Source organism: Paenibacillus sp. FSL W8-0426, assembly GCF_037969725.1.
In the GTDB taxonomy this organism is placed as follows: domain Bacteria; phylum Bacillota; class Bacilli; order Paenibacillales; family Paenibacillaceae; genus Paenibacillus; species Paenibacillus hubeiensis.
The window spans coordinates 3,158,263-3,170,501 of sequence record NZ_CP150203.1; the positions used below are offsets into that span (position 1 = coordinate 3,158,263).

General features: G+C 49.0%; 10 protein-coding genes. 7 read left to right on the plus strand and 3 right to left on the minus strand.

What is annotated here, in order from left to right:
• Positions 1-17: 17 nt before the first annotated feature.
• On the plus strand, positions 18-2,078 hold the full coding sequence (locus MKY59_RS14360) for a beta-galactosidase (protein WP_339278130.1): 2,061 nt from the start codon (positions 18-20) through the stop codon (positions 2,076-2,078).
• A gap of 112 nt (positions 2,079-2,190) precedes the next feature.
• Here the strand turns inward: MKY59_RS14360 and MKY59_RS14365 are convergent, their stop codons facing one another.
• Complete coding sequence (locus MKY59_RS14365; protein WP_339278131.1) at positions 2,191-3,003, minus strand: undecaprenyl-diphosphate phosphatase; 813 nt, start codon at positions 3,001-3,003, stop codon at positions 2,191-2,193.
• Between the two features lie 211 nt (positions 3,004-3,214).
• Here MKY59_RS14365 and MKY59_RS14370 point away from each other — a divergent pair, with 211 nt between their 5' ends.
• Positions 3,215-3,988, plus strand: a complete 774-nt coding sequence (locus tag MKY59_RS14370; RefSeq protein ID WP_339278132.1) for an IclR family transcriptional regulator — start codon at positions 3,215-3,217, stop codon at positions 3,986-3,988.
• 330 nt (positions 3,989-4,318) lie between these two features.
• A complete protein-coding gene (locus MKY59_RS14375; RefSeq protein ID WP_236413926.1) occupies positions 4,319-5,032 on the plus strand; it encodes a type 1 glutamine amidotransferase in 714 nt (237 codons plus the stop codon).
• A gap of 3 nt (positions 5,033-5,035) precedes the next feature.
• Here the strand turns inward: MKY59_RS14375 and MKY59_RS14380 are convergent, their stop codons facing one another.
• Both MKY59_RS14380 and MKY59_RS14385 read right to left on the minus strand, forming a co-directional pair.
• Positions 5,036-5,431 carry a hypothetical protein gene (locus MKY59_RS14380; RefSeq protein WP_236413927.1) on the minus strand — a complete coding sequence of 132 codons (396 nt, stop codon included), beginning with the start codon at positions 5,429-5,431 and terminating at the stop codon, positions 5,036-5,038.
• A 184-nt stretch (positions 5,432-5,615) separates the two neighbouring features.
• Positions 5,616-6,104: an NUDIX domain-containing protein gene (locus MKY59_RS14385; protein WP_339278133.1), complete on the minus strand. Its 489-nt coding sequence runs from the start codon at positions 6,102-6,104 to the stop codon at positions 5,616-5,618.
• A 350-nt stretch (positions 6,105-6,454) separates the two neighbouring features.
• Between MKY59_RS14385 and treC the strand changes: the two genes are divergently transcribed.
• The 4 genes from treC to MKY59_RS14405 all read left to right on the plus strand — a co-directional run bounded on the left by treC (position 6,455) and on the right by MKY59_RS14405 (position 11,884).
• The gene (treC, locus tag MKY59_RS14390) at positions 6,455-8,155 is read left to right on the plus strand and encodes an alpha,alpha-phosphotrehalase (protein ID WP_236413931.1); all 1,701 of its coding nucleotides are present in this window, start codon (positions 6,455-6,457) and stop codon (positions 8,153-8,155) included.
• 38 nt (positions 8,156-8,193) lie between these two features.
• Positions 8,194-10,203, plus strand: a complete 2,010-nt coding sequence (gene treP, locus MKY59_RS14395) for a PTS system trehalose-specific EIIBC component (RefSeq protein WP_339278134.1) — start codon at positions 8,194-8,196, stop codon at positions 10,201-10,203.
• A 100-nt stretch (positions 10,204-10,303) separates the two neighbouring features.
• Complete coding sequence (gene treR / locus MKY59_RS14400) at positions 10,304-11,047, plus strand: trehalose operon repressor (protein ID WP_339278135.1); 744 nt, start codon at positions 10,304-10,306, stop codon at positions 11,045-11,047.
• A gap of 189 nt (positions 11,048-11,236) precedes the next feature.
• A complete protein-coding gene (locus tag MKY59_RS14405) occupies positions 11,237-11,884 on the plus strand; it encodes a sugar O-acetyltransferase (protein WP_236413937.1) in 648 nt (215 codons plus the stop codon).
• Positions 11,885-12,239 lie beyond the last annotated feature (355 nt).

Genomic DNA, 12,239 nt, shown 5'->3' on the forward strand with positions numbered 1-12,239 from the left:
TGAAAGGGAGTGCGAATGTGGGAAATGCTTTGACGGTCAATCAGTTTTATTTGGGAGCTTGTTATTATCCCGAACATTGGGATGAATCGCTATGGGCGGATGATCTGCGAAGAATGAAGGAACTGGGATTCAACATTATCCGAATCGGAGAGTTTGCCTGGAGCATTTTTGAGCCGGAAGAAGGGAGATTCGAATTCGGGCTGTTTGATCGCTTTTTGGAGCAAGCGGTTACATTCGGGATCAGCGTGATCATGGGTACGCCTACGGCTACGCCGCCGGCCTGGCTTACGTATAAATATCCGGAAGTACTGAACGTATCTATGGAAGGGATTACATATCATCATGGGCAGCGGAGGCACTACAATTACAGCAGTCCCGTGTATTTAGAGCTCTGCGCCCGTATTACGAGGGAAATGGCGCAACATTACAGAGATCACCCTGCCATTATAGGTTGGCAGATTGATAACGAGTTGAACTGCGAAATGAACGTGTTCTATGCCGAAGCGGATCATGTGCAATTCCGTCGTTGGCTGCAAACGAAGTACGGCACGCTGGAACGGCTTAATCAAGCATGGGGCACCGTTTTCTGGAATCAAACCTATGATCGCTGGGATCAGGTTCATCTGCCCCGTCCAACCGTCTCTGGGTCACCGAATCCACATCAGGCGCTGGACGAGAAACGTTTTATCTCGGATAACGCCATTTCGTTTGCCAAAGCGCAAGCCGACATCCTCAGAGCTGAAGCGCCAAACCAGTGGATCACGACCAACGGTCTGTTTGGGCACCTGGACAGCCACCGGTTGTCGGATGAAAACCTGGATTTCATATCCTATGATTCCTATCCGCAGTTCAGCAGCATCTATCCTGACACCGGCGAACAGCCGCTCCTTGATCGAAAATGGAGTCTTTCCCTGAGCAATGTAAGGGACATATCCCCGAATTTCGCGATCATGGAACAACAAGCCGGTCCGGGCGGATGGGTAAACCGGATGGAGATGCCGGCGCCGCAACCGGGACAAATGCGTTTGTGGACATACCAGAGCATCGCTCACGGAGCGGACATGGTTCTGTATTTCCGCTGGCGAACAGCCATCTTTGGCACGGAAATTTACTGGCATGGCATCAATGACTACCACAACCAGCCCAATCGTCGCGTAGCCGAAGCAGGCCGCGTAGGTCAGGAGCTGCAAAAGGCAGGAGAACGCATTATCGGCAAACGTTACTTGGCCCAAGCTGCCATACTTCGCGATTACGATAACGAGTGGGATGGGGAATTGGACCAATGGCACGGTTCTTTGGCCAGACCTAGCGAGCTTGGCTGGTTTAAGGCGTTACAGTACGGGCACATTCCTGTTGACGTGGTCACCATCCGACCGGGAGCCGAAGAAGAGCAGGGAAGGGAGCTCGGGAAATACGATGTATTGATTTATCCTCATGGAGCCATTTTGCGGGAAAGCACGGCTGCGATGCTGCAGCAATATGCGGAACATGGCGGGACCGTGGTCTTTGGATGTCGCACAGGTTACAAAGACGAAGCAGGCCACTGCCGGATGCAGCCATTGCCGGGACCGGCTGCGGCGCTCAGCGGCATTGTCGTCGAAGACTTTACGATGGTGAATGGCACTGCGGCCCCCGTAGCGGTGAGATTCACAGATGAGGGGACAGAGATCGATGCGCCTCGTTTTAACGATATTCTAAGCGTGCAGGCTGACACGGTTGAAGTTCTCGCCACATACGAGTCAAGTTATTACAAAGGAAAACCAGCATTGACGGTGAATCGGATTGGCAAAGGGAGCGTTTATTATTGGGGAGCGTCCTTTGATCTTCCTGTGGCGAAGGAACTTCTGAAACGTTTGCCGTTAACTTCTCCGCTGCATGATTGGTGTGAGGTGCCTGAAACGGTGGAGGTTGCCGTTCGAGCCGATGCCGCGGAAGAGCTCGTATTTTTGTTGAACTACAGCAGCGAACAGGCGAGGGTCTATTTTCATGAGCAGGCTGAGGAATTGCTGACAGGTCAAACGCTTGAGGGGAACACCACATTGGAGCCTTTTGGGGTATGGGTTTTAATAAAAAGATAAAAAACAACAATGGCGCTGACAGTGATTGTCGGCGCCATTTTCAGTTGATAAATGCAGCACATAACAAGTACATAAAATCCAAATCGGGCGGTACTTGTTTGAATGTTTGAATTTACAAAAAGATTAAAAGAAGTATACCTGCAACAAAGCAGTAATACGAGAAGTAGATCAGGTTGCCCTTGGCCATAATGCCCATGAACCACCGCATGGCGAAATAAGTCGCAACAAGCGTGGTAATGAAAGCAATCAGATACGGAAAGGCCAGCTGGGAACGATTCGGATCGTGGGCAATATCGGATGCACCCAAAATTAAGCCGCCGATGCTGATTGGAATGTAAAGCATAAATGAAAATTTCAGTGCCGTTTCCTGCTTCATTCCGACCGCGATGGAAGCGATCACCGTCGACCCCGAGCGGCTGATGCCCGGAATCAGCGCGACGGCCTGTGCCAAACCTACCAATATCGCGTCGCGAATCGAGAGATTGCCGTCTCTCTTTTGCCCGCGCAAATTGCGAATCAGCCAAAGAGCAACGCCTGTAAGCAATAAACTAATGGCAACGGTATGTACGGAGGTGAAGATTCGTTCAATGGTGTCTTTGAAAAATACCGCAGCTACGGCTGCCGGTATGGTGCCGACGATGATGTAGACGCAAAACATGAAGTCGGTCCGATACTCGGTTTTGCGCGTCTGCAAATAACGTACCGCACCGATAATAAAGTCTTTGATGTCTTTGCGGAAAATGAAAATGATTGCGATCAATGACGCTGTGTTTGTCAAAATTTCAAAGGATAATCCGTTCTGTTCCATGCCGAGCAGTCGCTGCACAATGATCAGGTGTCCGCTTGAGGAGACTGGTATGGGCTCCGTCACCCCTTGCACGATACCCAGCAGCAAATATTTCAGCCAAGTTACCAGGTCTGCCATGATTCCCTCCCAATGGTGTATTCAATTTATGAATCTATCGATGCCACTCCAGTACATGGAAGCTGACGACAAGACTCACAATACATAATGATACAATAGGGGACGCATGTTCTACAAATTCCTTTTCATAGATAGAGTAAGCGTGGGTGCAATATAATTCTTTGCCATTTGATATAATGGTTGCAAAGTAGAGACGAGGAGGGGGATCGGATTGTCTGGCGTTATTTCAAAAGCAGTGCAAATATTGGATCTGCTGCTGCCCCAGGGCACGGAAAAGGACATGAGCGTTACGGAAATCAGCAAGGCGCTGAACATGCCGGTGCAGAGCGTGCATCGTTTGCTTTCCTCGCTTGCGGAGCATGGTTTTGTCACGCAAAACACAAAGACCAAACGGTACAAGCTCGGCCTGTCCCTGATGAAATACGGTTTCCTGATGTGGGATAGCCTGATGCTGCGTACGGTCGCAAGGCCGGTTATGGAGGAATTGTCGAAACGAACGAAAGAGACCGTATATTTGTCCGTTCGCGAAAATGCAGAAGGGATCTACATCGATTCGGTGGATTCGCCGCAAGTATTGAAAATTTCCGAGCCGATTGGCCTGCGCCTGCCTTTGTTCATCGGAGCCTCCAATCGGGTGATTCTTGCTTTCCTGAATTCGGGGTTGCAAAAAACATTGTTAGACTCGTTCGACTGGAATGACATTCCTTCGCTTAAGCCGCTTTCCCGCGAATATATCGAGCAGGAACTTGCGAAGATCAAACAGAACGGTTACGCCATCACGTCCAGCGAGGCAACGGAAGGCACCACCGGCATCGGTGCGCCGATCTTCTCTTACGAGAATACGGTCATCGGTTCGTTGAACGTAGCAGGTCCTTCCATTCGGTTTGATGAAGAAAACGTTGAAAAATACGCCAATTTGGCCATTAAATATGCCAATCTCATATCCAATGAACTGGGATATCGCGGCAAAAGCCGACATGGATGAGGTTCTTCGCAAAGGTTCGACCATCATATTCCAATGGAATATAACCATCAATACATGAGGCCTTCTGTCAATCAATGACGGAGGGCCTTCTGCTGTAATTGCCACGTTTTCACTTCCAGTAATGTGCTCCCTGCATCATTTTCAGCAGGTTTACGATCCATTCCGGAAGAGCATAAGGGAGTGTAACATCGAATTCATCCCGGTATTCGGGAAAGGGGATAAACCTATATCAAATTATTTTGTCATTATCTCATTATTCGGGATAACTGCATTGATGATATTGAAAAATGAGATATGATTATGATTATTCTTTGAAGTCGAGGTGAGCTTATGAAAATTATTGCTTTTCGTCATTTTGCATTCGATGATCCATCCGTGATCGTGTCATGGTCCGAACATGCCGGGCACGAATTGCTTTTGCATGATCCTGCTCAAGGCATTCCGCAAGAGTGGCTCCAAACGATGGACCTTCTTGTGGTGCTGGGTGGACCGATGAGCGTTTACCAAGAGAATGAACACCCGTGGCTCATCCAGGAAAAAGCGTTTGTAAAACGTGCCATCGACATGGGAAAAAAGGTGCTGGGCATTTGCTTGGGAGCTCAAATGATTTCGGAAATTCTGGGGGGAACGGTAACCTCCAATGGGGACAAGAAGGAGATCGGCTGGCACCGGATGCAAAGAACGAAGGAACGTCATCCGTGGCTCACGCACGTACCCGAACAATTCATGTCATTTGCTTGGCATGGAGATACTTTTACGCTGCCTGAAGGGGCTCGGCATCTGATGTATTCCGAAGCTTGCGAGCGGCAAGCGTTTGCGTACGGGAATCATGTTCTTGGTTTACAGTTTCACCTGGAATCCACGCCAAGCTGTATTGAGCAAATGTTGTCCGACTGGACTCATGAACTTACGGATTTGCCATTCATTCAGCGTGAATCGGAGATTCGAGATGGCATGGTACATAGCGAGAATTCCAAGATGCTGTTATGGGGAATTTTGGACAAGATTGCATTAAACAACTCGTTGAAGACAAATTCTGGTTAAGGCTCATTCGCTTACAAGCCAAGCTTTGGCGACCTCCGGATCATCAAAATATTTAATCGGGAACGAAATGGGATGGGGAATTTTCTTCATCTCTTGGCGCAAACGCAGCTTGTCCCAGAACGTGAAGCCTACAATCGCGAGTTTTTTCGTGTAGTTTTGGAGATGACCGATATTCTCCGCAAATTTGATCAAGACAGAAGTCGTTAGCTTCGTTTCGTAAAAATCAACCCATATATTGAGCTGGCGGTTTCGGCTTGTAATAAAATCTTCTTCTGCTTTCATTAACATAAATAACGCATCCGCATTGGTGTGAAAACTTCCATATTTCAGGCAGTGCAATTCGCCTCCTTTGTAATAATAAGGAAATAACGAGCCCCCGGGCGACTTTATGCTTCTCACTATGCATTCCTCCTTAAAATCATCAGCTATATAAACCGCAAAGCATCCACACGTTAAACGGAGGGGCAGAACCAATCCGGAGAATAACAGCGACGGAGGATGGTGCTTCACTCGCAGTGCCTTGTGTGAGTAATTAGTGCGGTTTATATAGCCATTTTTTTGGTTAAGGGGCTATGTTGAACGATTACAGATGCCTTTGAATCTTGACATCACATTCGGACGTTGTCGCCGTGACGTACTCCATGTAATTTACGGAACCATTAAAATTCAAATAAGCCTCGTAACGCATACGAATGGCAGGTAAAGTGATCAGATCCAGGACATGTTCCTTGGGAACCCACCTGCAATCGCTGGTTTCATCAGAAGTGGCTAATTCCCCACCTACAGCTTTGCACACGAAATCAAACATGACCTTCGTAGGTACGTCAGTCACGCCATCATACCACTTATGTATTGCTGTATTCGACACAACACTTATCATGTGGCTAACCGTCGCATCGATGCCGCTTTCCTCTTTAATTTCACGAATGACGCCATCGATCAGGTTTTCTCCAACTTCAGTGATCCCGCCAGGATACACCCAACCATCGTCATGTGCTTTAACCAAAAGAATATTGCCGTGCCCATCTTCTACGATTCCGCCTGCCGATACAATATGTGTTGGAAACGCCATTTAACGACCTCCTCATAAATATATAGATGTATATTTATTCCATGTAAATGTGGATATTTCCTGCTTGCGTCATTTTTTATACTTGAAGATACATACGGCGATTGAATGAACCTGTCTTTGCTCTTGTTGCTTTGTTGGATTCTTCTTGACATTTTGGTCATGCTTGAATCGGAGTGTCGGTGCATATATTTAGTGCGATGGGTTCCTCAGTTCTGAAAATAGGGCGAAGGCCCTTGAGTTCACAGTACCCCTTTTGTTATCAAATGCATTGACAACATGTATATACAGGTGTAAAATCGGTCTTGCTTGTATATACAGGATTATTCAAGTAGCATCGGAGGGGGTTCACTGTGAACAAGCGGAATTTAAACGATTGGTGGAGAACATCTACCGTTTACCAAGTCTATCCAAAGAGCTTTAACGATACGTCAGGTTCGGGATTGGGGGACATCCGGGGATTAACGAATAAACTCGATTACCTCAAACAGTTGGGCATTGACATCGTATGGCTTCAGCCGGTTTATGTCAGTCCCCAAAATGATAACGGTTACGACGTAGCCGACTATTACCGCATCGCTCCTGAATTCGGCACTATGGCCGACTTTGACGAGCTGGTCCGGGAATTGAAACACCGCGACATGCATCTCATGATCGATATCGTGGTAAACCATTCCTCGACCGAGCATGAGTGGTTCAAGGCTTCGCGTTCATCCAAGGACAATCCGTACCGGGATTACTACATTTGGCGAGACCCGGCACCGGATGGCGGCGTACCAAACAACTGGCAATCCAAATTCGGTGGTCCGGCATGGCAGTATGACGAAGCGACAGGTCAATATTTCCTCACCTTGTTCGATAAAACGCAGGCCGACCTGAATTGGGAGAATGAAAAGGTTAGAGAGGAAGTCGTGAAATTGCTGACGTTCTGGGCGGAAAAAGGCGTCAGTGGATTCCGAATGGACGTGATCAACCTCATTTCCAAAAATCAGGACTTCCCGAATGATGACGGATCAGTTGCGCCGGGTGACGGACGCATCCATTATACGGACGGCCCGCGCGTTCATGAATATCTGAAGGAATTGCACGAGAAGGTTTTCGCACCATATAACCTCGTCACTGTAGGAGAGATGTCGTCAACGACGCTTGAACATTGTATCCGCTATTCCAATCCGGCGGAAAACGAGTTCTCGATGACGTTTAATTTTCACCACCTGAAAGTGGATTACCCGAACAACAATAAATGGGAGCTCATGCCCTACGATTTCGAACAGCTCAAAAGCCTGTTGTCCGAATGGCAGACCGGCATGCAGCAAGGCGGGGGATGGAATGCGCTATTCTTTAACAATCATGACCAGCCAAGAGCGATTTCCCGTTTTTTGAATGACGATGTATATTTGGCCGAGAGTGCAAAACTGCTGGCAACGACGCTTCACGGTTTGCAAGGCACGCCGTACGTTTACCAGGGCGAGGAGATTGGCATGCCCAACCCGAAATGGAACGATATGAGCGAGTTTCGGGATATCGAATCAACGAACATGTACCGGATCTTGCTGGAACGCGGCAAAACGGCGGAAGAGGCCTTTGCCATCATCAAAGAACGCTCAAGGGACAATTCCCGCACGCCGATGTTATGGGAGAACAGCCCGCACGCCGGATTTACCACGGGAACGCCGTGGATCAAGGTGGATGAACGTTATCCCGAATGGAATGTGGAGCAGCAGCTTTCCGATCCGGATTCCGTGTTCCATCATTACCGCAAATTGATTTCGTTCCGCAAAACGATTCGTGTGTTCACCGATGGCACGTACGAACGTTTGGATCAGGCTCATCCCCAAATTTACGGCTACAGTCGCAGCAACGGGGACGAAACGTTGATTGTTATCTCCAATTTCAGCGGAGAAGCGGCAGCGTTTGAATTGCCGGATGCGTCGTGGCAGCACCTGGAAGGGAAGACATTTGAGCTGTTGGTCGGAAACACGGGGGAAGAAATGGAACTCCGGAAACAGCTGGAACTTGGTCCGTACGCGTCTTACATGTGGATCGTTCGCTAACGATTGGGGAGTATGAGAAATGAGGAGGAGTGAGGTATATGTCAGTGGATCGTAAAAACGTGGAAAAGATCATTGAAGCGATTGGCGGTTCTGCGAATATTGAAGCGGCCACGCATTGCGTGACCCGCCTGCGGTTTGCGCTGCGTGACGAGAGCAAGGTCGATGAGGCGTCATTGGAGAAGAATGATTTGGTCAAGGGTCATTTCTCCACGCAAGGCCAATTTCAAGTCATTATCGGACCAGGTCTGGTCGACAAAGTATATGAAGAAATGATTCAACTCACCGGGGTTGAGCGTGTATCCAAGGACGACGTGAAAAACATCGCCGGCAAAAAACAAAATCCGATTCAGCGTGCGATCAAAACGCTGGCGGATATTTTTATCCCGATCTTGCCGGCGATCGTTACCGCCGGTCTGCTGCTCGGGATCAACAACATTTTGACAGGTCCCGGCATCTTTTTTGAAGGGCAATCCTTAATTCAGGTTTATCCGCAATGGAAGGACTTTGCATCGATCATCAATACCATTGCCAGCACGGCGTTTACGTTTTTGCCTGCATTGATCGGATGGTCAGCCGTCGTACGGTTCGGGGGCAGTCCGCTGCTCGGTATCGTACTCGGATTGATCCTTGTTCATCCCGATCTGTTAAGCGCTTACGGGTATGCCGAAGCCAAGACGAACAATGCCGTTCCGGTGTGGAACCTGTTCGGCTGGGAAGTCAACAAACTCGGATATCAGGGTCAGGTGCTTCCGGTCCTTGTATCCGCTTATATTCTCGCCAAGATTGAAACGTTCCTGAACAAAAGGGTAGCCGACTCCATCAAACTGCTGGTTGTCGCGCCTGTTACCCTGCTGATCACCGGATTCCTCGCATTTACGCTGATCGGGCCGATTACGTTTGCGCTCGGTAATGCGATCACATCCGGATTGGTGTATGTATTTGATACCGTACCTGCACTGGGCGGATTGATTTACGGCGGATTGTATGCGCTTCTCGTTATCACGGGTATGCATCATACGTTCCTCGCCGTTGACGTTCAACTCATCGGATCTCAAGGCGGAACATTCCTTTGGCCGATGCTGGCTCTCTCAAACATCGCGCAAGGCGCGGCCGCGCTTGCCATGATGTTTGTGTTCAAACAGCAGAAAAGCAAAGGTTTGGCCGTCACGTCTTCGGTCTCGGCATTTCTGGGCGTCACGGAGCCGGCGATGTTCGGGGTGAACTTGCGCCACAAGTTTCCGTTTGTGTTCGGTATGATCGGTTCGGCATTGGCAGGTGTGCTGCTGACCATGAATCATGTCCTCGCATCCTCGATCGGAGTAGGCGGGATTCCAGGATTCCTGTCCATCTTCCCGAACCAATGGGGCGTATTTTTCATCGGCATGGCCATCGTACTGGTGGTTCCATTCGTTGCTACTGTGGTTTACGGCAAATGGAAAGGCAATGCGGTGTTGGCAGACGGTGATCCAGCGGATGTTCGTGACAGCCGTGCTTCCGGAGTACAACAGGCTTCTGCCGAAGTAGCCGTAGGCGAAGCCGGGGGCAACGTCGTATCTGCGGACAGAACGAAGCCAACTCTATCGGTATTGGAGATTCAGGCTCCCATCAAAGGAAATGCAGTCGCGCTTGATAACGTGCCTGATCCGGCTTTCGCCAGCGGAGCGATGGGGCAAGGGATTGCCATCGAACCGGAAGAAGGAAAAGTTTTTGCCCCATTCGACGGAACGGTGTCTCATGTGATCAAGAGCAAGCATGCAATCATTCTGGAGCATGAGAGCGGCGTTCAAATCCTGATCCATGTCGGCATCAACACCGTTGCCCTTAAAGGAAGCGGATATACGCCGCATGTACAGACCGGCGATCGCGTCAAAGCAGGCCAGCTTCTGTTGGAATTCGACCGTGAACTGATCGCCGATGCAGGGTACTCGTTGGTTACGCCGATTATTTTGCCGGATGGGCAGGATCGGGTCGATGTGGTCGAAGAGACGAAGCTGGGTCCGGTGCAGCATCAAGGTGACGTTATTTTGCGGGTGCATTTGAAGGCATAACGTTTCCTGCACAGCGTGTTCATGATATGACGAATCCGTATTCAGAGCGGCTTTTATGGATTTATGCCGATTCCGTGTTAGAATGAGTATGGTGATTACGTTGAACAAAAATATTTATTTGCAAATTTACAATGATTATTCCGAAAAAATCCAGAATGGCCGCCTGGCACCGGGGTCCAAATTGCCTTCGGAAAACGATTTTACGGCCGAGTATGGCACTTCCAGGGAAACGGTGCGAAAGGCCTTGAACCTGCTTGCACAGAATGGATACATCCATAAAGTAAGGGGAAAAGGTTCTTTCGTGCTGGACATGGGACGCATGGACTTCCCGATTACCGGACTCATTTCATTCAAAGAAATGTCGGAGAAGTTGGGCAGGGATACGCGAACCCATGTGGAAGAAGTCGCTCGGATCTCTGCCAATGCCGCGGTGGCCAGACATCTGCAAGTTCCCGCGAACGAGCCGGTCTGGAAAGTGATTCGGGCAAGGGAAATCGAAGGCGAACGGATTATTTTGGATAAAGATTACTTTCTTACGTCCGTTGTCGAGCAGTTGACGGAGGACATTGCCGCTCGTTCGATCTATGCTTATCTCGAAGGAGAGCTCCAATTAAAAATCAGTTACGCCAAAAAGGAAATCTCCGTCGAAGAGGTCACGGCCGAAGATCGAAGGCTGCTGGATCTGGGCGATTACCGACACATCGTCGTCGTCCGCAACTATGTATATCTTGAAGACACGATGCTGTTTCAGTTTACGGAATCGCGGCATCGGCTGGACAAATTCCAATTCGTCGATTTTGCGCGGCGGGTGCATGTGGAGGATCCTTCCAAGGATTTGTTCTAACATCGGTGCATACTGGCGTTGACATGCACCCCTTACCATGATTTACAATGAAATTGCAACAGATGGTTCCTGATGTTAATGAGCAGCCATCCCAGTTGCAATTTTTTTGCATACTTTATAAACATTCTTTATAAAGTGCGTACGAACCGTGAATTCGCGTGTTCCGCTTGTTTAGACGAAACGAAGGAGATGGACGTATTGCTGGAAGAAGAGCGGATTTTTAACGGCATTTTATTCAGTCCCGCGGACTCGGAACTGAGAGCAGTAAAGCGGCGTGCCCACAATCTGAGCAGTGAATACAGCCGCACATTCGAGGATCAAACCGAGGAACGCGAAGCATTGCTGGCGCAGCTGCTTGGCGGCAAAGGGAAGCATTGCTTCATGCAAGGCCCGATTTTCTTTCACTATGGCGTGCACACCAAGATTGGCGACCATTTCTTTGCCAACTACAATTTGACCGTACAGGACGACGCCAAAGTGACCATCGGCAACCATGTCAGTTTTGGGCCGAATGTCACGATCGTTACGCCTGTTCATCCGCTTATTGCCGCTGAGCGCAGGCAAATGATTCATCATGATGGAGAACCCAAGTCTTTATGTTACGCCAAACCCGTCACGATCGGAAATGACGTATGGCTTGCAGCCAACGTCACGGTATGTGGCGGCGTGACGATCGGGGACGGTGCCGTCATCGGCGCAGGGAGCGTCGTGACCCAAGACATACCGGCAAACACAATAGCTGCAGGCGTGCCTTGCCGAGTGATTCGCCCCATTACGGAGGCGGACAGCATGCGCCATAAACCGGAGATATTGGCCGATTGTCGTGTCATCGAATAATTTAGGAAGCACGGACTTGTCTGATGGAAAAGGCGAGAACGTGCTTTTTTTTATTGGAAAGAGAGTAAGGGTGAAAACGTAGTTATACTTATGTAAACTAGATTACGAACGGCTGATGCTTTATACAACCCATACATCGGAGGAGTTTATCCGTCAGGAATGTACGACCAGACTACTTCTGCTGAATCTATGGATTCCGAACGATAAGCCCATGAGGAAAAATGGCTGTTCTATGACTGCTATGCCCCTGCTTGGGCGATGAAATGTACGCAAATTCCCCAATTGTACCTACCCCGGAGACTTCAAATTACACTATTCTTTTCTCGTAAGGAAAGCGCTACCATCTATCGACTGA

What these genes read in the sequence shown, in the direction of transcription:
- treP (WP_339278134.1), top strand. Translation starts at nt 8,194, where the DNA reads ATGTCAGTGGATCGTAAAAACGTGGAAAAGATCATTGAAGCGATTGGC.
- MKY59_RS14375 (WP_236413926.1), top strand. Translation starts at nt 4,319, where the DNA reads ATGAAAATTATTGCTTTTCGTCATTTTGCATTCGATGATCCATCCGTG.
- MKY59_RS14405 (WP_236413937.1), top strand. Translation starts at nt 11,237, where the DNA reads ATGGACGTATTGCTGGAAGAAGAGCGGATTTTTAACGGCATTTTATTC.
- MKY59_RS14365 (WP_339278131.1), bottom strand. Translation starts at nt 3,003, where the DNA reads ATGGCAGACCTGGTAACTTGGCTGAAATATTTGCTGCTGGGTATCGTG.
- MKY59_RS14385 (WP_339278133.1), bottom strand. Translation starts at nt 6,104, where the DNA reads ATGGCGTTTCCAACACATATTGTATCGGCAGGCGGAATCGTAGAAGAT.